We start from the raw sequence: 25320 nt of genomic DNA, 5'->3' as shown, positions 1-25320 counted from the left end.
GGCCGGTTCAGCGCGCGGCGGGCGGGTGGGGGAAGCGGCACTCCCGGTCGGTGTGCGCGTACACCTGTCCGGAGTGGTTGATCAGTGCGATGTACTCGCCCAGCTTCTCCAGAGCGGTGCCCACCTGGAGCAGGGCCCGCTCCTGCGCCGGGTTCATCTCGGCGGCGAACTGCGCGCCGGCCGCCGCGAACGGGTTGTCCTCGCCCTCCTGCAAGCTCTGGCCCTGCGAGGCCACCTGCCAGACGTACCTATCCTGTTCCTTCGCGCCCTGCCCGAAGACGGTGTCCTTGGTCGCCACGACCTTGGAGCGGACCTCCTCGTAGGTGGCCACCGCGGCGCGGGTCTCGGTGAGGATCGACTTCTCCGTGGTGCGCATGGCGCCCAGGTCGATCTTCAGGTCCCCGGACGGGTCCGTCTCGCCCTGCGCCCCCGTCCCGCTGTCGGAGGGGATCTTCTTCGGGTCGTCGTTGAAGGAGGGCGGCTCGCCCCAGGCGACCTTGTCGGTCGGCACGAGGCCGCTGAGGTCCTTGCCGTGGTCCGGCCCCGGCTCACCCGACTCGTCGCCCCCTTCCGCGGGCGGCAGCGGCGTCGTGTCGTGGTTCGAAGCGATCGGGTCGGTCACGGTGTCTCCCTCGGCATTCTCGCGCGCACCTTGCGGTCCGTCGGTCGGGCGGCGCGGTGTACGGGGCGCGGCCCCCCACGGAACCTCCGACAGATCTACCACTTATGAGATGAATTGTCACCACAGCTGCAGACATGCGTGAATCACAACAACTCTCCTTGCCATCAAGGGACTTACCAGGAAGGCGCGTCATGGCTGACAGCGGCCGGGCCGACTACGACGTCTCCGTCATCGACGTCTCTCCGAAAGGCATGCGGACCACCGCCACCCAGCTGAAGGCCCTCGCACTCGACGTCTCCGAGAGCCTCGGTCTCATCAACACCACGCTCGGCAGGCTGCGCATCGCCTGGCAGGGCCGGGCCGCCTCGGACGCCGACGAGGTGACCCGGGAATGGCTGCGGGTGATCACCGAACTGTTCGGCACCGAGGAACATCCGGACAAGGGCGTCCTGCCCACACTGGCCGACGGCCTCGGCATGGCCTCCGGCAACTTCAGCAAAGCCGAGGACGGCATCGCCAAGCTGTTCACGGACTTCCGCAACGCCCTGACCTCCGGTGGCGGCGAAGGCGATCCGCCCAAGGACACTCCGCCCGAGGAAGTGACGGACACGAACAAGACGGCGGTCACCATGACCTTCCCCGGCTGACCGCCGCCCGCAGCCCCCGCCCGCCAGCCCCAGCACCGTCAGTAGGCATCCCCCGTGAGTCGCATACCCTTCCACCGCCCCGTCCGCATCACGCCCCCGCCGATGCCGGACGGCAGTACGACCTTGGCCAACCCGCCCCAGCAACCGCAGCCGCAAGGGGCGGCGGGCTGGCTGATGCTCCTGCTGCCGCTGCTGTCGAGCATGAGCATGGCCGCCTACATGGTCGCCTACGGCAAGGCGTGGATGATCCTGCTCGGCATCGCCTTCGTCGTGGTGTCGGTCGGCATCACCATCGGAGTCCGCATGCAGCTGAGCGGCAGCCGGCGACGCAGCCAGTACCGGCAGCGCGAGCGGTACGCGGAGTACCTGGCCGGGGTCCGCAAGCAGGCGCTGCGCGACAGCGCCGCGCAGCGCGCGGCGGATGCCTGGCACCACCCGCACCCCGACCGGCTGTGGGCCATCGCCACGCGCCGCCGACGGGTGTGGGAACGGCGTCCCGGCGACCCCGACTTCCTGCACCTGCGCGTAGGCACTGGCGCGGCGCCCTCCGCGCACGGGCTGCACCTGCCCGTCCAGAACGACCCCACCACCGAGACGGACACCCGGTCCCAGTACGCCGCCGCCGAACTCGTGCGCGCCCACGAGAGCGTCGACGGCCAGGCCGCCTGGCTGGATCTGCGCGGCGCCGGGGTCGTCAGCCTGCTCGGACCGCGCCCGCGCACCCGCGGGCTGGCCCAGTCGCTGCTGCTCCAGCTGTCGGTGCTGCACGCCCCCGACGACGTACGCGTCGCCGTCGTCACCGGCGGCGACCGCAGCTGGGACTGGGTGAAGTGGCTGCCGCACGCCCAGCAGCCGGACCACGACGCCCGGCAACGCGAGCAGGAAGTCGTCCCGCTGCTGGCCGACGACCTGGCCGGACTCCAGGACCACCTGCAGAGCACACTGGACCAGGCCGTCGCCGCGCGCGCCGAGCGCACCGGCCGCATCGTCACCCGGCGCGACACCGGCTCCCCCCGCCACCTGGTCGTCATCCTCGACGGCTACGACCCCCGGGCGCCCTGGACCCGTTCGGCGCTGCTGGCCGACCTGCTCACCGAGGCCGGGCCGGAGCTGGGACTCCACGTGGTGTGCCTGGTCGAGGAGGAGGGGTCGGAACCGGGCCGGGTGGACGTACGCGCCCGCACCGACGCGCGCGGCGGCCTCGTCATGGAAGGCCGTGCACCCGGCCTGCACGCACCCGTCGAGAAGGCCGTGGCCGACGAGACCGCACCCGCCGTCCGGGAGGCGACCGCCCGCGCCCTGGCCCCGCTCCGGCTGTCAGGCGAGCGCGACCAGGTGCTCTCCGAGCACGTCTCCCTCTCCGGCATGCTCGGCTTCCCCGACATCTCGGACTTCGACCCGGCCACCTCCCGGCGCGCCCCGGACCAGAAGAACCTGCTCAGCGTCCCGATCGGGGTGACCGGCACCGGCGAACCGCTGTCCCTGGACCTCAAGGAGTCGGCACAGGGCGGCATCGGCCCGCACGGGCTGATCGTCGGCGCCACCGGCTCCGGCAAGAGCGAACTCCTGCGCACCCTCGTCACCGGCATGGCCATGGTGCACGCCCCCGAGCACCTGGCCTTCGTCCTCGTCGACTTCAAAGGCGGCGCCACCTTCGCCGGAGCCACCGAACTGCCCCACGTCTCCGGGCTGATCACCAACCTCGCGGACGACCTCGCGCTGGTCGACCGGATGAGGCAGGCCCTCCAGGGCGAACAGCAGCGCCGCCAGCGGATGCTGCGCGAGGCCGGCAACGTCGACTCGGTGCGCGAGTACCAGCTCCGCCAGGCCGCCGGCGGCACCGACGCGCACGGCACACCGCTCGAGCCCTTGCCGTACCTGCTGATCGTCGTGGACGAGTTCGGGGAACTCCTCTCCCAGCGGCCCGATTTCATCGACCTGTTCGTGCAGATCGGCCGTGTCGGCCGCTCCCTGGGCATGCACCTGCTGCTGGCCACCCAGCGGCTGGAGGAAGGCCGGCTGCGCGGCCTGGAATCGCACCTGTCCTACCGGATCTGCCTGCGCACCTTCAGCGCCGCCGAGTCGCGCGCCGTCATCGGCACCACCGACGCCTACACGCTGCCCGCCATCCCCGGCTCCGCCTACCTCAAGGTGGACGAGTCCGTCTACGAGCGCTTCCGCGTCGCCCACGTCTCCGCGCCCTACCGCGAACACGACACCGCGGGGCCGGCCTCCGCCGCCGAACCGGTGCCGTACGCCGTCCACGGCGAACTCGCCCCGCTCACCCCCGAGGAGAGCGAGCGCTCCGGCTGGGAGTGGGACCCGGACGCGGGCGCCACCGAACTCCAGATCGCCGTCGAGCGGCTGGTCGACAAGGACACCCCCGGACATCAGGTGTGGCTGCCGCCCCTGCCTCCGCACTTTCCCCTCGACCCGCTGCTCGGCGAGGCCGAGGCGGACCCGGACCTCGGCCTGCGCTGCGCCCAGTGGCCGTTCGCGGGCGAGCTCAAGTTCCCCGTCGGTGTGCTCGACGTACCGTCCCGCCAGGAGCAGCGTCCGCTGGTGCTGGACCTCGCCGGACGGCAGGGGCACCTGGCCCTCGTCGGGGCGCCGCAGAGCGGCAAGTCCACGTTCCTGCGTACCGCCATGCTCAGCGCCATGCTCACCCACACCCCCGACGAGGTGCAGTTCTACGCCGTCGACATGGGCGGTGGGACACTGCACGGGCTCGCCGACGCACCTCACATGGCCGGCGTCGCGGGGCGCCGTGACGAGGAACGGGTGGCCCGGGTGCTGGCCGAGGTCGGCCGCCTGGTCACCGCGCGCGAACAGATGTTCCGCGACCTGCGCATCCAGTCCGCCACCGAACTGCGCGCCCGCCGCGCCCGGGGCGGGCTGCCCGAGGGCGTACGCGCCGCGGACGTCGTGCTCGCCGTCGACAACCTGGCGGCTCTGCACACCGCACACGAGAGCGCCGTGGAGACGCTCACCGAGATCGCCACGCGCGGCCTCGGCGTCGGCGTCCACCTGTGGCTGACCGCCAACCGCTGGGCGGAGATCCGCGTCAACCTGCGTGACAACATCCCCGGCCGCCTCGAACTGCGCCTCAACGACCCGTCCGAGTCCGAGATCAACCGCCCCGCCGCCCGCGGACTGGGGCAGGGCATCGCCGGGCGCGGACTCGCCTCACCCGGGCTCACCCACCACGTGGCCCTGCCCCGGCTCGACGGGGCGGACCATACGGAAGGGCTCGCCGACGCGGAGCAGGCGCTGGTGCGCCGGATCGCCGAGAGCTGGCGCAAGGCGGCGGCCCCGGCGCTGCGCGTGCTGCCGGAGCGGATCACCGTCCGCGAACTGGCCACCGCGGCCGAGCCGTCCCCCGCCGAGCGCTGGGAGGGCCACGGACCCGGCATCGGCGCGCGCGAGGTCCCCATCGGGCTGCGCGAGTCCGACCTGCGCGCCGTCGGCCTCGACCTGGCGTCCGGCGCCCCGCACTTCACCGTCTTCGGCGACTCCGGCTCCGGCAAGACCGCCTTCCTGCGCGGCTGGATGCGCGGCCTGGCGGCCCGCCACTCCGCACACGAGGTGCGCTTCATGGTCGTCGACTACCGCCACAGCCTGCTGGACGTGGTGCCCGAGGAGTACCTGGGGGCCCGCGGCGGCAACGCCGACCTGGTCGCGGCCCAGGCGCAGGCCCTCGCCGGGACACTGCGCTCGCGCATCCCCCCGGCCGACCTCACCAGCGCCGAGCTGGCCGCGCGCGGCTGGTGGCAGGGCCCGCAACTGTACGTCGTGGCCGACGACTACGACCTCGCCTCCGGCAGCATGGGCCGCGGCCCGCTCGCCGCACTGGCCGAGTTCATTCCGCAAGCCGACGAACTCGGCTTCCACCTGGTGCTGGCCCGGCGCGTCGGCGGCGCTGCCCGGGCCCTGATGTCGGACCCGCTCCTCAGCAAGCTCAAGGAGATCGGCACCGACGGGCTGCTGCTCTCCGGCGACCACCGCGAAGGCGCGCTCATCGGGGACCAGAGGGCCCGCCGCCGGCAGCCCGGCCGCGGTCTGCTGGTACGGCGCAGCGCCGAACCGGCCGTCGTGCAGATCGCGCTGGACGAACGGGACGCGCCCCCGGCCGCCGTCGGCGACTCCGGCCGTTCCGGTTCCGGTTCCGGTTCCGACGCCGACGCCCACGCCCACGCCGACTGACCCGGAACGACCTCGGGCACGACCCCCACCATCCAAGCCTCGACAGCAGCACCGCGCCCGGGGAGGGCGGCCGACACCATGGCAGACGCGGATTCCGTACTCGGCAGCATCAGCCTCGACGAGATCATCGCCCTGGGAAACGCATGGATCCGGCTCGGCGACGAGATCCACGAGCGCAGGGTCGCCGTCAACGGGCACCTGAACGGCCTCGGCATGACCGGCACCGCGGGCGACCTGGCGCACCGGGCGTGGGACGAGGCGCTCGGCAGGACGATCGACGACGCCGCCGAGACCGCCTGGACGATCGGCCAGACCATCCACCGCTACGCGGAGGAACTGCACAAGGCGGCCGACGAGTACGCGAAGAAGCTCAACGCCTCCATGTGGGCGACCATCCTCGGTACCATCGTCGGGTTGGCCTTCCTGGCCCTCGGACCGCTGCTCGGCAACCTGTTGTCGACGATCGGCTCGCTGCTGGGCCGGCTGATCCCCGTGCTCTCCCAGATGGCCGCCCGTCTCGGCACCCTGGGCACCACGGCCGTAGGAGCTGCCGGCGGCGCGGTGTCCGGCGCCGCGCTGAGCCTCGGCATCGACGTCGCTGTCGGTGCGGCCGGCGCCGCCATCGCGGGCACCGACTACGAGGTCGACTGGGGCGCCGAAGCATGGAGCATGGGCCTCGGCGGGCTCACGGGCGGCGTCCTCGGCGGCTTCGCCGGCTACCACTACACCCCGCGCCCGGCGGGCCCCGTCGCCGGCCCCGGTACGGGCGCACCGGCGCCCGCTCCCCGCGGCGGTCCGGCCACCGGTCCCGGCGGAAACCCCACGGCGGCCGGTGGCGGAGCTCACGTCACTTCCGCGCCGAGGATGCCGAGCGGTGACCCTACGGCTCCCCACCCCGGCGCCCTGGGCCGGGGGGAGGGCGCCTTCGGCCCCGATGCGCCCGCCCCCAGGGGCGGCAGCGCCTCGGCCCACGAGGCGCACCCCACCAGCAGTGGTGCCGGTGCGGGCCGCACCGGCGACGTCGGCCTGCCCCACCCCGGCGCCAGGAGCGAGGGCTCCGCCACCGGCGCGTCCCCGGCGGGCACCCCGGCGCCCCACCCGGCCGGCACCGGGACCGGCGGCGCCGCGGTGCGCCCGGAGTCCCGTCCGGGGCAGCGGCTCGGCGGATCCCCGGCCAACCCCCACGGAACACCGCTCCCGAAACCGGCCGTCGGACAGCAGCGGACCGAAACCCCGACCGGAACCGACCCGTTCGGCGGAGCGGGCCAACGACTCGGCGGACCGCCCGCCAACCCCCACGGAACACCGCTCCCGCGGCCGGGCGGCGGGCACCAACCGCCCGCCGCAGGCAGGACCGAAACCCCGGGAGTCGATCCGTCCCACGGAGCCGGCCGACGACTCGGCAGCGCCCCGGCCAACCCCCACGGAACACCGCTCCCGAAACCGGCCGTCGGACAGCAGCGGACCGAAACCCCGACCGGAACCGACCCGTTCGGCGGAGCGGGCCAACGACTCGGCGGACCGCCGGCCAACCCCCACGGCACCCCCGCGCCACTGCCCGCCAAGGGTTCTGCGTCCGGCGACTCCGGCCCGGCGGCCACCTCTGCCGCCGGCCGGGGTCACGAATACCCGGCGACGGCCGCCAACCGCCCGGCCGGCGAGACCGGTGACGGTCCGAGGTCCGGCGCCCCGACGCCCCCGCAGCCGTTCGAGCGCCCCGGGCAGCCCCTCGGCGGGCCGCAGGCCGACCCGCACGGCACCGCGCAGCCCCGCCCGGGCGGAGGGAACCGTGCCGGAGAGGCGGTCCCCGGCACCGGCGGCCCCGTGCCCCCGACGCGCTCGGGACCCGGCTTCGAACGGCCGGCCACCCTCGACGACATCCGCGGCGGCCCATCCGGCGGCGGGCGCGGACCCGGACAGGGCGGGGGAAACCTCCGCTCCAATGACGGCAGCTCCACCTACGTCGAGACGCCGGCCCCCGCTGCCCGCCCCGGACCCGGAGCAGGCACCCGGTCCGGTGGGGACGACGTACGTCCGCCGGGCACCCAGGGTCCCGCCGGGGCTCCCGCGCCCAAGGCCGCCCGGGGAACGCCCGATCCGGGTCCGGCCGGGCCCACCTCCTCCGGACCCGCCCGGACGGAGAGCACACCGGGGAGCGCCGGAGCGCGCCCGTCCCCGACCCCGGCGCCGTCCCCGACCCCGGCGCCGTCCCCGACCCCGTCCCCGTCCCCGTCCCCGTCCCCGTCCCCGACCCCGACCCCGTCCCCGACCCCGGCGCCGTCCCCGTCCGCAGCCGCGCGGCCGGGAACGTCAGAACCGGTCGTGTCCGGCGGAAACACACTTCCGCGAGCCGGCTCCCCCGGCATGGACGGACACCCCACCGCGCCGGGCACGCGGCCCGCGGGCCCGGGCACCGCACCGTCCGGTTCACCGGGCGCGCCCACTCCGGGCGGTACCGCATCCAAGCCGGTGGAGCCGCCGTCGCCGGTGCAGCACGAAGCCTCGGCCGCGGGTACACCCGGCGTCGGTGCGCCACCGGCGGAGGAGCCGTCCCGGGCCGGTGCGGTGCCCCCGGCGCGCGAGACGCCGGGACCGCGCGGGACGCCCGTCGGCGGTGCGGCACCCGTACCGGGCGCGCCCTCCCGCCACCCGGGCGATGCACGGTTCGACCTCGGCGCGGCGCGAGCGCGGCTCGACGACCCCGCGGTGCAGCACGAGCGGCGGGACGCTGCCCATCAGTGGGCCGCGGAGGCGGTGCTCGACCGGATCGGTCGCGTGGCGCCCGGTGAGAATCCGCTGGGCGTGGTGCCGCGACCGCAGGAAGTCGTCGACCTGGTCGCGGCCGAGCACCTGCGGGGCGGACCCCTGCCCGCGACGATCCTGCTGAACTCCCTCGTACCGGGGGCACAGCCGTTCGTCGCGCCGCCCTCCGCCGGGGACGCCCCGCTGCCGGCCCCGTCGCGCCTCCACCTCGCGCCGCCGTCAGGCCGGACGGACCTGGACCCGGTTCAGGACTGGGAGCACCTCTCAGCCGTGCCGAAGACGCGCTCCAAGCAGGTACGGGACATCGACGAGGCGGTGCGCCAGCTGCGGCGCAACCCCGGTGTCGCTGCCCTGAACCGGGTGCTCGACGCCGTGCAGACCTGGCAGGGCGGCAAGCAGCCCACCAGTAGTCGCTGGGGGGCGGTCGCACAGCTCAAGGGCGCGATCCAGGACCAGCTCTACGCTTCCCGTCAGTCCGCCGGGCACGGTGAGTCGTCCGCGCAGGGCGCCGCCGGGGCAACGGCCGCCCCGGAGACGGCCGCCCCGTCGGCGGGCCCGTCCGCGCCCACCGCCGGGGAGCGCACGGTCGAGGTGGAGGGGTTCGCGCCCGCCAGCGGTTTCGAGGCGGAACTGCACGGCTACCAGGTGGTGGTGCCCCGGAAGATGACTGCGGCGGACCTGATGTCGCTGGGCAACGTGGTGGAGATGCCCGGGCTGCTGGCCATCACCATGGACTTCGTGGGAGGCAAGCCCGTTCTGGAGGTGGTGGCGGATCCGGCCCGCGGGTTGGTGCGGGGGCCCGACGACGGGCGGGCCGAGCGGTCCGACGTGGTGGCGGCGTTCCGGGACGTGCTGGAGCGGCTCGCCACCGCGAAGTCGGGTGCCTCGTTGTCGCAGATCTTCCCCGCTTCGGCAGGCTTCCACGTCGATGTGGAGGCGCTGGACCTGCGGGTGCTGGACGCCGGCGGGTCGACGATGCTGGTGCACCACACGGCTACGGCTCCGCTGAGCGGGGTGATCGAGTTCTTGGAGCACGTGCGCGACCGCATGCGTACGGAGTCCGAGCCGGTCAGGATCGCCAAGCAGGACCTCGAAGGGGCACTGGTCTTCGCCAGGGACGCCGGTGTCCGGTTCGGGCAGTGGCTGGCCGGGCGCCCGGAGCAGGCGAGTGCGTGGGATCGCGGCGACTTGGAGGGGGCGCTCGCGCTGGGGTACACGCAGGTCGCGGCCGCGGCACGCGATCTGAAGTCCGTGAAAGCCAGATCGAAGGACTTCACGGCGGTCGCCTCGCGGGAGCCCTTGCAGGCGATCCGGGCTGCGCTGGGCGTGGTACCGGGGTTGTTCCTGGAGGAGCACGCCGAGGCACTCGCGGGTGACTTCGAGCGGTCCGTGCGCACCGCCATGGCCACGTCGAAGACCCTGCTGGACCGGCCGATGCACTGGGAGGCGAGCGCGACGATCGGGCAGTACCTCGACAATCTGCTCCGGGAGGTCCCCGAGCGGGTCGTCGACCAGTACCAGGCGCTCAGGATCCGTACCAGCTTCGGCGAGTTGGACAGCAATCCGGACGTCGGGACCGGGACGCGGCGCATTGATCCTCCGGTCGTGCGGATGGAGTCCCGGCCGTACGCTTCGGCCCATTCGACCCGGGACACGGTCCTTCAGGAGTACGGCACCTTGGCGGACCTGTCCCTGGGCCTCTACAACCGGGCCAGGCAGCAGCGCGGACTGCGCCCGGTCGGCGGCCCGGTGGTGCCGCCGGTCCCCGCCGCGGCCGGCGGGTCGTCCGGGCAGGTACTGGCGGCGCCCCCGACGGCCACGGCCGTCCTGGACGAGCCGCCCGCCCGGACACGGCCCGCCGGGCCGGCACCCGTATCGGCACGCCCGGCCCTCCTCGCCGGCATCGCCGCCCGGCTGCCCGGGATGGCGGCCGAGGAGCGGACCCGGGAACTGGCACTGCTGGCGCCGGACGCACTGGAGGCGCTGGCCGCCGACGAGGCGCTGGTCGCCCGCCTGCGGGACGCGCTGGCGCCCCCGGAGTTCGCCGATGCGGCCGCCCACCTTCTGCTACGGGTGCCGGAGGGGGTCGAGCAGCCGGTCTCCGCCCGGAACGAGGCGCGGGACCTGATCGCCGGCATGCTCGCCGATCCCGAGGTGGCCGCGCGCCTGCTGACCGGGGGGACGCGGATCATCGTGGTCCCCCGGAACGTCCCGGTGACCTCGCTCGGCCCGTTCGCCGTACTGCACGGGACCCGTGTCGAAGCACGGTCCCTCGACACCGTGCGCGGCATCCACCACGACGGCCGGGTCGCGGTCACCGAGGAGAACCTGCTGGGTGAGACCACTTCGGTGCCCGGCGACGGCGTATACCCGGACGGCTACTCCACCACCACCCACGAGATCGCCCACGCCATCCACGAGCGCGGCCTGAGCGCGGCCGATCGCGCCCTCGTGGCGAGCGCCTACCGGTCCAAGACGGCCGAAGGCACCTCCGCCCACTGGCCGGACGGTCCGCTGCGCGACCCGTCCGGTGTCCGCCCCGGATCCAACTACTCCTCCCGTGACGAGCACGAGTACTTCGCCCAGCTCAGCAACGCCTACCTGGGCACGAACGCGGGTACCGACGCGTACACCGGAGAACGGCGCAACAACGGCGCCGCCTGGGTGCGGCGGCACGAGCGCACCCTGCTGCCGCTGCTGGAGCGGCTCTACGGCCCTCGGCAGGAGCCGGGCGGCCGGGCGGCCAACCCGTTCACCGCGGTGCAGGCCGAGAGCGAGACCTGGGCAGGCTTCCGAGGTCTGTGGGACCGGGCGGAGCAGGAACTGCGGCCGCAGCCCCACGTACCCGCTCCGGCGGCCCTGCAGACGCAGCGGCCATCGGCCGGATCGGGCTCCGGCTCGTCGGGGACCGCGATCCCGGGCAGCAGTCCCGGCGGGTCGCCCGGCGGCACCCGGCCGGTCATGCCGGCACCCCCGACGACCACGACCGTGCTGGAGGAGCCGGCCACCGGGCCGGCCACCGGGCTGCTGCCCGCGCAGGAGGCCCCCGCCGGCTCCGGGCGGCCGCAGGCGCAGGTGGAGGTACAACTCGCCGCGCAGGGACTCTCCCCGGTGTTCGTCCTCGCCGGCGGAGACGTGCTGGCGCACGCGCTGATCGCCGTGGCGCCCAAGGAGAGCGGGCAGTTGGCCGGTCGAAGCCGGCCCGCCACCCCGCAGGAGCTGCGCGACCAGCTCGCCGACGCCGTCGCGGCCGAGCTGCGCAGGACGCCCGCCGAGCGCCGGCTGCTGTCCGCGGAGACGCTGCCGAACGGGCCCGACGGCGCACCGCTGCTGCCCGGGGCGGCGGAGGCGGACGGCGCGGACGGCGCGGACGAGATCGCCCGCGCGGTGCGGACCGGCGGCGGCCCCGCCTCCTCGGACTGGCTGACCCTCGCGGTCGCGGCCTCCGGACTGGGGCTGCGGATCACCGTACTGGCGGCGGACGGCGTCCCCTGGACGGTCGGGCCCCACGACGGACGCCCGGTCGTACTCCTCCGGCAGGAGCAGCCCGGGCCCCATGCTGCCCGCTGGGTGGCGACCGAACCCGTGGCCGCGGCCGAGCAGGCCCGGCGCCCCGGCCGGGGCGCCCCGGCCGACACCTCCGGTTTCACGTGGGGCAGCGCACCCGCTGCCGCGACACGGCCCCCCGGTACGGTCCGAAACGGCCTCGGGGCGCTACGGGCCACGGCCCCGGAACGGCCGGCGGCGACCTCCGGCCCGGCGGGTCCCGTGGTCTTCTTCGGCGAGTCGCTCCGTCCGGCCAGTTCCGCCCCGGCCCCCTCCGCCACGCAGACCACCACTGCGGCGGCCTCCGTGCCCGCCCGCGGGAGCGACCCTGTCCCCGCCGCCCACGATCCCGGCGAGGGCGGCTCGGGCTCGGGCTCGGGCTCCGCCTCCGGCTCGGGCTCGGGCTCCGGCTCCGGTTCCGGACACGTCCCGGCGCCGCACGAGGGCGAGGACGTCGAGCCCCCCGCCCTGTCCCCGTACGTCAACGACTACGGCGCCCGCCACGACGGCCGGATCGGGCTCGCACCCCACGATCCGGTGCCCGAGGACGTGCTCGACGCACTCCACCACCAGGTGCTCGACGCCCTGGGCGTGGCCCCGGGGAGCGCCGCGGGCCCGGCCGTCCTGCGGCAGCTCTCCGAGGCGCTCAGCAGTGCGGAGATCGGGCTCCACCTGCCGTACGTACGCAGCACGCGCGGGTATCGCATCACGGTCACCGTGGACGGCACGGAGCACACCGTGGACGTCCGGCTGCGCCTGACCCATCCGCGGCCGGTCGCGCGGGGAACCGGGGCCGGGGTCCCGCGCGACACCAAGCTGGAGCGGCAGAGCGAGGGCAGTCAGACCTCTTCCGCGGCGGAAGGCTCCGGCACCGTGCGGACGATCCCCTTGCCGTGGACGGCGATCTACAACGGCCCCGCCGGGCCGCTGCGCTGGTTCGACGGGGCGCTCACCCTCACCCTGACCCACCATCAGCTCACGCAGTCCGCGACGGTCAGCGAGGGCGTCACCACCACGTCCATGCAGCGCGCGAACGATGCCGCGCACGCCGTCGAGTTCACCGGCCGGTGGCAGGTGCGGGTGGACGCCGGGCGCAGTGCGCCCGTGCCCGCCTGGGGCCCGGAGCACGACCACGGGCGGCTGACCGTCTGGTTCCCCGAGTACCGGGCCACCGGCCACGGCGGCGCCCTCGGCCCGTTCCCGCAGGCGGCCGGACTGGACGACTTCCCGCTGTGGGGCGTGGAGGCCGTGGCCGAACCGGGCAGGCTGCTGGACGAGCTGTTCGCCGACGACGCCTTCGCCGTCCTGCGGAGCCTGGGCGAGGGATCCCGGAGCGAGCTGGAGGACTTCCTCTCCGAGGGGATGCTGCGCAACACCCTCCCGATGCAGCGGGACCGCGGGGTGTACTCGCCGCTGCTGCTGGACCGCGGCGGCAACGTACTCGGCGTGCTCCGGCTCGCCGCCACCGTACGTCCGGGCAGCCCGGACGCACAGACCCCGCACGGACGCTTCAGGCTGGAGAGCTGGTTCACCCACACCTCCGGCGTGGACCGGTCGGCGCGGCTCACCAGCGGCATCGGCCTCGACGGCAGGGGCGGGCCCGTGTTCACACCCGATCACGCACCCGGCCACCCGGCCGCCGCCCGCCGCGTACAAGGGATCGTCTTCGGCAAGGCCGGGGTGTCCTGGCAGTCCAGCGACGCGCTGAACGTCAGCAACAAGGCATCGATGATGCACGCCCTCTACACGGACACCGGCCACCTGCACGTCCCCTCGGACATCAGCTACCGGATCACGCTCGTACGCGCGGGCGGCGGCACGGCCACCGGCTCCTTCGGCCCGTGGCCCGAAGGAGTCCAGCTGCGCATGCTGCCGCGCGGCATCGTCCGCGCACCCGCGCAGGAGGAACTGCGCGGACTGCCCGGGCACCTGGAACACCTCGAGAGCATCGGCTTCTCCGCGGTGCCCCTCGCCGTCAGCGGCGCGGACCGCATGTTCGAGCGGGCGCAGGAGTGGCTGCGCCGGGAGGGCTTCCTGCCGCCGCAGGAGCGCAGCCCGTACGGGGTGAACGGCGCTCTGGCGCTGGCCCAGTTGGCCAATCTGCGCCGGCTCGAGCAACTGCGCTCCCGGATGGGGCTGGCCGCGGCGCTGCCGGACGCCGTCGAAGGCGGGCGGCCCGTATGGTTCGAGCAGCCCGGCACGGTGAGCGGCAGCCGCCGCGTCCAACTGCGCTTCACCGCGAGCCGGGACCGGACCCCGCGCCCCGGTGAGGCCGGCGCGCCGGCCTCCGTGCACACGGGTCGGGTGCCGGACGTGCAGACCGCGGGAAACACCTCCCACGAGGCGCGCGGCACCCGGCAGCGCGGCAACCAGTTCGGCGGCACACTGGGCGGCGGAGGCGGTGTGCGGTGGCCGCTGGCGGACGGCGCGTGGGGGCTGGACAGCACCGCCGAATACACCGGGGGCGCCCAGAGCTCGGCTTCCGCGACGGCCGGATCCTCGCAGGGCGGGGACCAGTTCACGATCACGTCCCAGGGCGGCACCGACATCTTCACCGTGCCCGCCCGGTTCTCACTGGACCTCTACGAGGGCAGCGCGCAGGATCCGCCGGTGCGGTTCGCCGACCCGGCGAGCGACCCCGCGTCCGCCCCCGTGGCGGGCCCGGGGCCTGCCGTGACCGGCCCACTGGGTCGCCCGGTCGTCCCGGCGGCCCCGACGACCGTCGCCGGACACGTCACGCTCGCCGTGCCGCACCAGCGCACGGTCCCGGTGCAGGGCCGGATCCTGCCCGCGCCGGCCCTGGACGTCATCCGCGCGCCCCGCACCGGAGGAGGACCGGCGGACGACGGCGTGCGGCTGCACCTCACGGACCCCGCCGGACAGCCGCAGCCGGGGCTGCTCCGGCTGCCGGACGACGCGATCGTGGACGTGTTCCGCGCGAGCGCCGCGCTGCGGGAGGCGTTCCGGCAGCTCGCCACCGGCACCTATCCCGGCCGGCCGGACGCCGGCCCGCTCGGCCGCGGGCTGCATACGTTCACCGGCCGGTTGCCCGACCTGGTGACCGCGCCCGGCGTCTGGCTGGGCGCCTATCTGGCCGGCCCCGCCGCCGGGGACCAGAGCGCCTTCGCCGGTGAGGTCCTCAACCAGCACCTGCGGGTCTCCAACCTGCTCGCCCGCGCGCAGCAGATCTTCAGCAGCACCTACGTCATCGAGGGCCTGGTCCTGCCCGGACTCGGCGCCGACCAGGAGCTGTCCCTGGAGATCACCGGCTATCTGAGCAACCCCGCGCACAGCGGTTCCTTCCGCAGCCACGGCCAGCGCGACGTGAACGCGACCGACACCGCCGCCCGGCAGCGCACCGGCGCCGTGTCCCACCAGGTCGACGTGGCGGTCACCGCCCTCCGGGCGGCGCCCGCCGCACCCGCCGGCAGTACGCCGCGCGGGATCCCGCAGGCCAATCCGAGCGTGCGGGTCTCGCGCGGCAGCCGTACCGAGACCACGGTCGAGCACTCCGCGAGCACCTCGGTCGTGCGGGTGCCGGCGGACGCCGCCGACCAGTACCTGATCACCGCCGACGCCACCGTGCTGGTGACGCTGCGGCAGGGCACCCGGAACGTGCTCGGCAACCTCGCGGGCCTGGGCAGCCGAGACGGCATCACGGTGGCCGTCGACCTGCCCGGGGCCGTGCAGTTCACCATGGCCCGCAGCCACTTCGGCCGCTACGCACCCTGGTTCGCCGGCGTACTGGGCCTGCCCCGGCTGGTGCGGGAACCCGCCACGCTGCCGCCTCCGGACCATTTCGTGCGCACCGGTGAGATCGGCACCGGCAGCGTCCTGTCCGTCACCCAGGTCGACCACCCGGCCCGGCGCACCGAGGTACGCGGCCGGCTCCACGAGGAGCTGCTGGTGCAGGTGGAGCGGGTGGCGCCCGGCGTGACCAGGCCGGGACACGCCGCATACCTGCCGGGCGTGGCCACTCGCCTCGCCGACCTGACGGCGCCCCCCGCGCTGCGCGCGCTGCCCGGGCGCGGCACGGTGAAGCTGTGGTTCCGGTACGCGGCGACAGGCGGCGGCCGCCTGGTGGAGGTCACCCTGGCGGCCCGGCCCGCCGGCGAAGTCCCGGCCCGGCGCGAGCTGCGCGGGCGTCCCGCGGGCGGGATGAACGCCGTGGAGACGGTGCACATCCACGCGCCGGCGAACCGCTCCGATTCCCGCGCGGTCACCCGGACCTGGCAGGCGCAGGCGGCCCCGGTCTCCCGCTATCCGCGCCCGGGCGACGGTGAGGGGCACACGGACCGGACCGGCCCGGTGCTCTCCGCCTCCCTCACGCGGACCAGCGGCTCGCGCAGCGACCACTCCGCCGACGACCGTCTCTGGACGCGCTCGGGCAACGCCGCCGACTTCGACGACATCGTCTACGACCTCACCGCCACCGTCCGTTCCGAACTGGTCTGGGACTGGCCTCCGGACCTGATCGGCGGCGCCCTGAACCACGGATGGGTGTCCCTGACCGAGCGGGACGGCGGCACACTCAGCAGGCGGCTCGCCCGGATGATGACCGGCGCGCGGGGACGCCAGGTCTCGGTCCCGGCGCTGGTGAGCATCCGGTTCATCGGCTCGGAGGCCGTGGATCCGCCCGCGTACGACCCGCCGGTGCGACCGCGCACCACGCTCACCGACCCACGGCTGCCGCACGCACCGGGCTCCGACGCCGGGCGGCCCTTCACCGCCGGGCCCGTGCTGGTTCCCACCGGCCCGACACCGGTGACCGGGTTCAACGGCTTTCCGGAACTGGCCGGGGCCCTGCGGACGGTGGCGCCGGACAGCTCGGGCGCCTGGGGACTGTCGGCGGACGCGACGCCGGAGGCAGCCGCGGCCCGCCTCGGGGAACTCCTGCAAGCCGGGCGCATCACCGTCGGGCTGGCCGGCACGGCCGCGGGGCTGACCACCACCATGCCCGGAGCCTGGCCCGGGGAGAGCGATCCCGAGGAGGCGCCCACCCTCCATGTGACCCTGCACAACCCGCGGCCGATCACGGCCGCGGACGACGTCGCCGTGGACCGGGTACGCAAGCCCGTGGTCTCCACCAGCAGTTCCGCGGTCGCCGGCGCGGCGGTGGGCCTCGGCTACCAGTCCACCCTGAGCGGCAACCGGGCCAACCTGCACGTGGTCGGCTTCACCGCCCCGCTGCTCGCCCAGCAGCCGGTCACCCGTACCCGGGGCGCCGCGGCCTCGGCCGGGCAGCGGGACCGGATCAAGACCGGCAATCCCGTCCGTTCCGCCACCGGTGCGAACACCCGCAGTCACGAGGTGCTCGCCGATGCGGTGATCACGGTCACCGGGCCGGCGGGCACCCGGTACGTCACCGGCAGCGTCGGCGTCCGGTTCTTCGAGCGGGAACTGCTCGGCCACGGCGCGACAGGGCCGCGCGTCGCCCCAGGGGTCTACGACCTTCCGTCGATGCTCGCCGGGCAGCCGAGCGCACCGCTGCGGAACTGGGCGACGCACCCGGCCACCGAACTGCCCGCGGTGCTGGCCGGTGGGCTGGACGGCCGGGAGAGCGGGGCCCAGCTCTGGCTCGACCTCGGCCCGGACCCGGACGGGAGCCGGCTGGCCCGCGCCCTGTACGTGGGCTCCCGGACGGCCCGGGCGGCGGGCCGTCCGGTGGAGCTGGTGGTGCGCGGTGGAACGGGTCTGAGGTTCTGGCCGTTCACCGCCGAGGGAGGGCTCGCCGACCTCACACCGGCCACCACCCCCGCCTGGAACCTGCTGCGTACGGCGGTCGTCACCGCCGCCGACGCGGCCGACGCCGAAGCGGACGCGGCGGTCCGCGAGGCCGGGCTGGGCCCGCGGGAAGCCGAGGCCGCCCGGCAGCTGGACGCAGCGGCGGCGGAGTTGGCAACCGCTGTCATCGCGCACGAGGCCAGGGCAGCGGAGCTCGCCGCTGCGCGGACCGACCGGCAGTCCCTCGCCGACCGGCACCGTGACGCCGCGCTGGGCCGGGCGGAAGCCCAGGAGGAGGCGGATCGGCGGGACCGGGCCGTCACGACCGCCGGAGAGGCGCTCGCGACGGCCGAACAGGCGCTACGGCGGCTTCAGGTGGAGGCAGCGAGGAAGGAGCCGACAGGCTCCGGTGCGGCCGGACCCGCGGCGCCGGGACCCGCGGCTCCAGGGGCCGCGGCCGGCCCGGACGCCGTGTCCGCCGCGCGGGACGTACGGGACGCGGCCCGGTCGGAGTGGGACGCCGCCCGCGGTGCGGCCGACCTGGCGCGGCAGACCGCCCGGCGCGCGGCCGGCGCGGTCGCGGAGCTGGAGGAGCAGCTGGCGGCCGCCGGGAAGCGAGTGGGTGCCGCCGCCACCGGGGAAGCCGCCGCGGCCGCGGAGGTCACCCGGGCCACCGCCGTCCGGGACACCCGGTACGACGGGCACGGGCGGCTCCGGCGAGAGCTGGAGCGTGCGCGCCAGGAGCAGGCCGACCAGCGGACGCTGTGGAACGAGGCATGGACGGGTATGCCCGGTCCGGCCGGAATGCTGGCTGCCGACCGGTGCCGGGAGGGGACCGGCGGTGCCCGGTTCCCGCTCGACTCACTCGGCAGGGCGCCCGGCGGTTCGGGCCGCTGAAACGCGCGACGGCCCCGGCGGAAGGTTCCGCCGGGGCCGTCGCCCATCGCTCAGCCGGTCAGCCGGTCAGCCGGTCAGTCGGTCAGTCGGTCAGCCGCCAGCGGCTGTCGCCGTCCACGTCGCACCGATCGATCTCCACCCGGACTTTGTCCTCGAGCTGGAGGCACAGGTGGTTGCTCATGTAGTTGCGGATCCTCACCGTGCCGTCACCCACCGGGTCGAGCCACCACAACTCGTTGTCCTCCAGGATGGAATGGCAGTTCGCCTCCTGGACCAGGGTGCCCGCGGGCTTCGGCACGCGGTCCGGCAGGTCCATGCACAGACCGTCCTTGGCGTTGACGAAGAGGACGAGCGAGGCCCCTCCCGGCCCCGTGGCGCCGCGGTGGACCCGGATGTTCCAGCGCTGGTTGTCGTCGGAGTTGCTGCACTTGGACTGGACGACCGGCATCATGTAACGACCGGCGCCGATGAAGGGGAGGTCGGCGCACATGCCGGTGGCCGCGTTCTTCAGCAGCACCCCGGACCGGTCGGAGAGCACCATCGGGCGGGCCTCCGGCTTCACTGCCTTCGGCTTCGCCGGCTGCTGCTGTTCCTGTCGCTGCGCACGAGCGGCCTCGGGAGCGGTGCCCTGGGCCCGGACCTCGGCCTCGGCGGGGCGGGCCGGCTGCACGGGCTGCCCCGGTCCCGCACCTGCCGCCGGTTCCGCACCGTCCGCCGCCGGCTTCGCCCCTTCCACCGCCGGCTTCGCACCGTCCGACCGGGCCGCAGCGGCATTCTCGGTGAGCGGCCCGCGCGCCGCCTGTTCGGCGGCCGTCTTCCGCCCCTTGGCGTCCTGCTCCGCCTGGTAGCTGCGCCACGCACCCAGCCCCAGGGACCCGCCCGCCACCAGCGCCAGCACCGCGGTGGCACCGGCGAGCCTGACGCCCACTCGGGAGCGCTCTCCCGGCTGCTGCGCGGTGCTCGTCAGCGCGTCGACGAACCGTGCCCGCTGCCGCCGCTTCGCGTCGTCCTGCTCGGTCTCACTCAACACCCGTCACCCAACTCGAAGAAAGTGTTCGCACGGATCCGTCCGGCCCGGCCCCGGGCTCGCAGTCAACCACCGGGGGTCCCCCGCGGGCCCGTTCCGTGAGCCGGGTGAGCGCGGCATGAGCACGGGATGAGCAGTGCTCGGACGCCTTCACCGCGGTACCGGCCCGTACACCTCGCGGTCCCGCAGGATCTCCGCCGCTTTCGTCAGTGCGGTGGAGAGCCGGCGCCGGTAGGTACTGAAGGACATGGCGGCCCGGCTGGCCGCCGCCTGCTGGCTGCGCGGCCCGCCCAGGTAGGTGATCTCCAGAACGTCGCCCAGCTGCCGCTGCCCGGGGTGCGCGCGCAGTTGCGACACCGTCTGCGTCAGCACCTCGCGCAGCGCCGTCGCGTCCGCACCGGGCGCGACCAGCCGAGTGCCCAGCAGCGCGCTCTCGCCGAGCCGCCGCGGATCCCCCGCACTGCGGTAGGCGTGCTTGACGGCGTCGGCGAACTCGCCCCACGGCATGGCCGGTTCCATCACCGCCGCGGCCGGCGCCACCGCACCGGCCGGCTCGTCGCTCAGCAGCCGGACGCGCAGCGCCGCGGCCCAGCGGTCGAACGGCGCACAGCGCCAGTCCTGCACGAAGGGGAGCACCGGCTCCCCGTCCGGTCCTTCCACGGGCGCCGTCCGCTGCTGCCCGTACAGGTCGAGCAGCGAGGCGAGCTCCGACTGCTCCCCGGCCGTACAGGTCCAGCTCATGGCCAGGCCGGGCGTGGTCGCCCACAGCGTCATCAGCGCAGAACAGGCGGCCGCCGCGCTGCCCGTGCTCCACCGGGTCAGCAGCAGCCGCTCGGTGCGCCGCAGCGGCGACCGGCCCGCCGTGTGCTTCAGGGCCGCACGGGCCACCGGATCGTCGGGCAGTCCGGTGGCGCCCGGCTCCAGGCAGGGCGCGACGAGTACGCCGACCAGCCGGCGGCCGTCCTCGGCGACGGTGAAGGCGGCCTGCTGGTACTGCCACCAGCTCCGGGCCAGGGCGCCGGCCGCGACGCCGTGCTCCTTCTCGATCGCGGCCACCACCTCGTCCAGGTCCTCCGGGCGGGCCGCGCGCAGCCGCATCCGGTCGGCGCCCCGCCAGTCCACCGCCTCCCGTGCCACCCGGCTCGCCCGGCCCAGGCAGGCCAGCCCCGCACCGGAGGCCCAGCGGTCGCCGGCGCGCTGTCCGAGCCGCTCGACCAACTGGCTGTGCAGCCGACCGAAGAGGGACTCGTACTTCTGCGGACCGCGCCACCTCAGATCGGCCAGCAGCGCCTCCCGGACCAGCTCGTGCGGCACCAGGCCCTCGGCGGTGCTGCGCACGAACGACAGACCGCGCAGCCAGGTGCACAGCGCACGCGCCTCGGCCGGCGTCACCTCCAGCGCGTGCCGTACGGACTCCTCGGTGGTGACCCGGGCCAGCGCCAGCACGTGGAGGGCGTCGGTCCGGGCCAGCGACGGGCTCTCGCGCAGCATCAGCCGCAGTAACTCGCCCACCAGGTCGGGGCAGTCGCGCAACTCCCAGGAGCGGCCCGGCTCCGGGGAGCCCGTGCGCAGTGCCCGTGCGTCGGCGAACAGCGCCAGCGCGAGCGGCAGTCCGTGCGCGGCGCGCACGATGCCCGGGACGTCGGCCTCGTCCACGCCCCGGTTGCGCAGCAGCAGCGCGGCCTCCGCCTCGTCCATGCCGGTCAGCTCCACGCTGCGCAGTGCGTGCCACCACTGCGGATCGGTGCGCCACTCGGCGGACGGGGGCAGCCTGCAGCCGACGACGAGCAGCGGAGGCGTCGGCATACCGGGCAGGAAGACATCGCGCAGCCACTGCTCCAGAGGCCCCAGCGATTCCGCGGAGTCGATCAGCAGTACCTGTGCGTCCTGCGGCGCGCCCTGTGCCTCCAGTGCGGCCAGGAACGCCTCCGGCGTCGGGTCCGCGTGCCGGAGATCGACACTGCGGGTGATCCGGCCGTGCGCCTCGGCCTCCTCCGCGAACCGGCGCAGCAGCGTGCTCTTGCCCACGCCCGCCACACCGTGCAGCCACACCACGAAGCAGCCCCGACCGCTGCTGAGCATCAACTCGCCCAGCAGCCTCAGTTCGGCCTCCCGGCCGGTGAAGACCTTCCTCCAGGACACCGCCCGTACGTCCCCGTGCGATTCCACCGGCACCAGTGTGGGAGACATCTCCCTCGTCATACCCGCATTCCCTTTCCCTGCTACGAAGCGCCGCGCACCCGGTGGTCGGCCGGGCGGAGCGGTCGTACGTGCTCAGACGTGCGCCCTAGTACGAGTGGTGGGCCTGCCAGTACGACCACGCCTCGCAGGGGCTGCCGTACCTCTTGTTCATGTAGTTGAGGCCCCACTTGATCTGCGTGGCCGGGTTGGTCCGCCAGTCGGCGGCCACGGTCGACATCTTGGAGCCGGGGTACGCCTGCACGAGTCCGTAGGCACCGGAGGGGTTGGCCGCGCGGTAGTTCCATGTGGACTCGCGCTCCACGATGTTGCTGAAGCACTGGAACTGGTCCGCTCCGACGATCTGCCGCGCCAGCGCCTGGACCTGCGCGACGGTGTAGGAGCTCTGGACCTGCAAGGGCGAGGCGTCGCGGGCGGCGGAGCGCGAGGCCGTCTCCTTGGCCTCCTTGCGCTTCTTGGCCTCCTCCGCGGCCTTCTGCTTGGCCGCCGCGTCCGCGGCGGCCTGCTTGCGGGCCGTCTCCTCGGCGGCCCTTCTGGCGCTCGTGTCGGCGGCGACGGCCTGCGTCTCGGCCTGCTGCGTCAGCAACGTGGCCTGCACCTGAGCCTGCTGACCTTCCGGTATGCCCGCGAGGAGCATCGTGTCGCTCGCGATCGTCCCGGGGGTGCCGGGCCGGTCACCGCTGTCCGCGGCCACACCGGTCACGGCGCCGACCGCCGTGACCGCCGTGGCCGAGACCACGGCGAGGCCGCGGACCGAATCCCGGTTCACGCCGGCCTCCCGGCAGTGGTGCGGCGGGCGGTACGGGCCACGGCAGCCGAAGCGGAAGCGGCGCCGGGACGCCGGTCGGCCGGACCGGCCGGGCCGTCGGGGTGTGGCCGTAGCGTCGGGTACATGAGATTCCCTCCCCGTGCGAAGTGCGGTTGTCGCCTCCTATACGCACGGGCGGGGGGCTGGGTTGCATCGGCCGCCAGGACGGCGCGCCGGCGTCAGCGGGCGACGGTGAGCGGTAGGAGCCCGGAGCAGGTGGTCTCCGGATCCGGGCTCGCGGCCTGCCATCCCTTGATCTCCACACGCGCACCGGGCTGGATCGCGTCGTACACCCACTTCCCGTCCTCGGGCGAGAGCGCGATGGCGCCGTCGCCGGCGTCGCGGCCGATGGAGGCGAGACCGGCGGCGGGGTCCAGCGCCGACATCAGCAGCCGCTCGTGTTGCCGACCGCGGTCGGTGAAGGTGACGGCCCACTGTCTGACCTCGATGCCCGTCAGGCTGGTGAACTCGTCGGGGGGCATCGTCAAAGAGGGGTACTTGGCGGTGACCGTGACCGTCGTCTCACCGATCGGGCAGCTCTCCTGCAGCCCGCTGATACGGAACGTCCTGCCTTCGATGGTCAGCGTGTAGGCGTCCAGGTCGATCGTCACCCGCTGGACGGGGGCCGGGGTCGGGGCGGCCGGGGGCGCCGCGGGCGGCGCGGGCTGCCCGTCGGAGGAGGTGAGGGCGCCGGCGGTGAGGGCGGCGAGGGCCGCCACCGCCGTCGCAGCGGTGGACAGCAGGACGCGTCGGCCGCGCCGGCGGAGCCGGGCCCGGTTCCGCACCTGCGCTCCCGTGGCCGGCGCCGTGGCCGTGCGCTCCGCGGCCAGGCCGCGGAGCCGGGCGGAGAGCTCCTCCTCGGTCAGGAGTCGCGGTGGCGGCTGATCAGACACGGGCTTCCTCCGTCGGGTGGGTGTCCTCGGCCAGGTGGGCGGCGAGTGCGGTACGGCCGCGCGACAGGCGCGCCTTGATGGTGCCGACGGCCACGCCGGTCTCCGCGGCGGTCTGCTCCACGCTCAGATCGCACAGATGATGCAGCACGATCGCGGTCCGCTGGGCTTCGGGCAGGCGCCGCAGCGCGGCGACCAGCGCCACGTGGTCGGGGCTCGGTTCAGGTGCCGGTCGCGGTGCGGACTCGCCCCGGACCAGCTCCCACCAGTGGCGCGCCCGTCTCCAACGGCTCATCGCCAGCCGGTGCGCCACCGTCCGGATCCACGCCTCGGGAGCCCGGTTGCCGTCCAGGACGGACACCCGCCGGTCCCAGGCGCGGACGAACGCCTCCTGCACCACGTCCTGGGCCTCGGCGTAGTCACCCGTCAGGGCGTACAGCTGGCCGACCAGGCGCGGGTAGGCGGCCGTGTAGAAGAGATCGAACTCGTCCTCGGTCACCTGGTCCTGCTCTCTTCCTACGGCGCGGGGCGCGGGGGGTCGGCCCGTGCGGAGGGGGTTCCGCAGTCGCCGCGTCGTCGGCCCCGTCGCACCTGACCCGGCGACACGAACCCCTGCCCGGACCGTCGGTGGCGTCACCCGCGCAGCCGCAGGTGACGCTACCGTGTCGCGCCGCCGGGCCCGCGTTCGGGTTCTCGGGCCCACCGGACCCGCATCCGGCGCGGCCCGGGCCGGGCCGGGACAACACCAGCACCTGAAGACCTACCGGCGCCGGCCCGCCGACAACGGGCCCCGGCTCCAGCCCGCTCCCGCGCCCCCCCGAAACCCCGCTCATGCAGCCCCCCCGCCTTCGCCCCGGACCGTGCCCGCGCAGGACGCCCGGTACCGGTCCGTCTACCTCCCGCACGCCCCGCGGACCCATCACCCCGGTGCTGGAAACCGTCACGGAACGTCCCCCGGCGCCCTCCCAGCCACTCCCGGCCCTCAACGCGGTGGTGTTTGACGCCGCAGAGCGTGCCACCGAACTGCTGAACGGTGTCCCCGAGCCGAGCGCGGGCCTGGCCGGGCACCTCGCCCGCTTCACGGCATCCGCCGCAGGAGAGCCGTACACCGAACATGCCGCCCGTCAACTCGGCCTCACCTACGTGCAGATGCGCCAGCTCGCCGCGGCCCACCGCTACGGCGGAAGCGCGGGTGCGGAGACCTACCTCCACACCACCGACCCCGGCCCGGAAATCCTCGCCCAGGCCGAGGACGCCATCCAGTCCTTCGGCCGAGCCCCCTTGCCACCACCGCGCGCGAAGGCACCGGCTCACCGAGCCGGCGGCGCGTATCCAGCTCCGCTACGGGCCGGACCACCGCTGGCACCCGTACGTCGAGCAGTCCGGAGACCGGCGGGTCGTCCCAGCCCCGGACGGCGACCCGGCCAAGGCGTACAAACCCGCCCGAGCAGCGCTCCGCCGCCGATGGCTGCCGGCAGGTCCACTGGTCGGAAGATCGGAGAAATCCCAGGTGAGCCGCCCCTTCGGCGTAACCGCCGCTACCTGCGCAGACGGCAGATCAAGCACACCGTCCCCGAGCCGAAGAACCAGCGGGCCAACCGCCAACGCCGCGGCAGCAGGGGCGGACGGCCCGTCGGCTTCGACAAAACGATCTACAAGCGCGGAAACGAAGTCGAGCGCACAATCAACGCCCTCAAGAACTGCCGGGCCGTGGCCACGAGGTTCGACAAGCGTGTCTACGCATTCCAGGGCACCGTGACCGTCGCAGCGCTCCGGCTCTGGCTCCGGGGGTGGATCCATTATCCCGATGCGGCGAGGCGCCTGTCACCGTTCTCCGGAATGATCTTTCCGTCCGATTTACACCTCTAGGCTTGCGGGCGGACCCAAAGCATCAATCCGACCTGGGAGTTGAGAGTGGCGCACGACGTTGCCGCGCTGGCGGTGGAACTCACGGACATGGCTGCGGCCGATCACAAGTCCGCTGTCAGCGCGAA

9 protein-coding genes and 1 pseudogene are annotated in these 25320 nt (G+C 74.6%); 4 read left to right on the top strand and 6 right to left on the bottom strand.

Features of this window, described 5'->3' with window-relative positions:
* Positions 1-7: 7 nt before the first annotated feature.
* Complete coding sequence (locus tag ABZ873_RS06665; RefSeq protein ID WP_360866205.1) at positions 8-622, bottom strand: hypothetical protein; 615 nt, start codon at positions 620-622, stop codon at positions 8-10.
* 191 nt (positions 623-813) lie between these two features.
* On the opposite strand from ABZ873_RS06665, the gene ABZ873_RS06660 reads away from it, so the two are divergent.
* The 3 genes from ABZ873_RS06660 (at position 814) to ABZ873_RS06650 (ending at position 18402) form a co-directional block, all read left to right on the top strand.
* A complete protein-coding gene (locus ABZ873_RS06660) occupies positions 814-1269 on the top strand; it encodes a WXG100 family type VII secretion target (protein ID WP_360866202.1) in 456 nt (151 codons plus the stop codon).
* A 54-nt stretch (positions 1270-1323) separates the two neighbouring features.
* Positions 1324-5472, top strand: a complete 4149-nt coding sequence (eccCa, locus tag ABZ873_RS06655) for a type VII secretion protein EccCa (RefSeq protein ID WP_360866199.1) — start codon at positions 1324-1326, stop codon at positions 5470-5472.
* A gap of 78 nt (positions 5473-5550) precedes the next feature.
* The gene (locus tag ABZ873_RS06650) at positions 5551-18402 is read left to right on the top strand and encodes a hypothetical protein (protein ID WP_360866197.1); all 12852 of its coding nucleotides are present in this window, start codon (positions 5551-5553) and stop codon (positions 18400-18402) included.
* A gap of 82 nt (positions 18403-18484) precedes the next feature.
* On the opposite strand, the gene ABZ873_RS06645 is transcribed toward ABZ873_RS06650, so the two are convergent.
* From ABZ873_RS06645 to ABZ873_RS06625, 5 genes are all read right to left on the bottom strand, one after another.
* On the bottom strand, positions 18485-19429 hold the full coding sequence (locus tag ABZ873_RS06645) for an RICIN domain-containing protein (RefSeq protein WP_360866194.1): 945 nt from the start codon (positions 19427-19429) through the stop codon (positions 18485-18487).
* Positions 19430-19579: 150 nt separating this feature from the next.
* Entirely contained in the window at positions 19580-21619 is a 2040-nt protein-coding gene (locus tag ABZ873_RS06640) for an ATP-binding protein (RefSeq protein WP_360866191.1), read from the bottom strand.
* A gap of 97 nt (positions 21620-21716) precedes the next feature.
* Positions 21717-22397: a transglycosylase SLT domain-containing protein gene (locus ABZ873_RS06635; protein WP_360866188.1), complete on the bottom strand. Its 681-nt coding sequence runs from the start codon at positions 22395-22397 to the stop codon at positions 21717-21719.
* A 218-nt stretch (positions 22398-22615) separates the two neighbouring features.
* On the bottom strand, positions 22616-23329 hold the full coding sequence (locus ABZ873_RS06630) for a L,D-transpeptidase (protein ID WP_360866185.1): 714 nt from the start codon (positions 23327-23329) through the stop codon (positions 22616-22618).
* Positions 23322-23825, bottom strand: a complete 504-nt coding sequence (locus tag ABZ873_RS06625) for a SigE family RNA polymerase sigma factor (RefSeq protein ID WP_359125556.1) — start codon at positions 23823-23825, stop codon at positions 23322-23324. The genes ABZ873_RS06630 and ABZ873_RS06625 overlap by 8 nt, the downstream gene beginning before the upstream one ends.
* A gap of 1025 nt (positions 23826-24850) precedes the next feature.
* On the opposite strand from ABZ873_RS06625, the pseudogene ABZ873_RS06620 reads away from it, so the two are divergent.
* Positions 24851-25114, top strand: a pseudogene (locus ABZ873_RS06620) (transposase); the annotation flags it as partial.
* Positions 25115-25320: the final 206 nt, after the last annotated feature.

This window comes from Streptomyces sp. NPDC047014, from assembly GCF_040644195.1.
In the GTDB taxonomy this organism is placed as follows: domain Bacteria; phylum Actinomycetota; class Actinomycetes; order Streptomycetales; family Streptomycetaceae; genus Streptomyces.
The sequence above is the reverse complement of the archived record's forward strand: the minus strand, read 5'-3'. Positions and strand labels throughout refer to the sequence as shown.

Bases quoted from the DNA above. Each gene is read 5' to 3' on its own strand.
- ABZ873_RS06660 (WP_360866202.1), top strand. From the start codon at position 814: ATGGCTGACAGCGGCCGGGCCGACTACGACGTCTCCGTCATCGACGTC.
- ABZ873_RS06650 (WP_360866197.1), top strand. From the start codon at position 5,551: ATGGCAGACGCGGATTCCGTACTCGGCAGCATCAGCCTCGACGAGATC.
- ABZ873_RS06640 (WP_360866191.1), bottom strand. From the start codon at position 21,619: ATGTCTCCCACACTGGTGCCGGTGGAATCGCACGGGGACGTACGGGCG.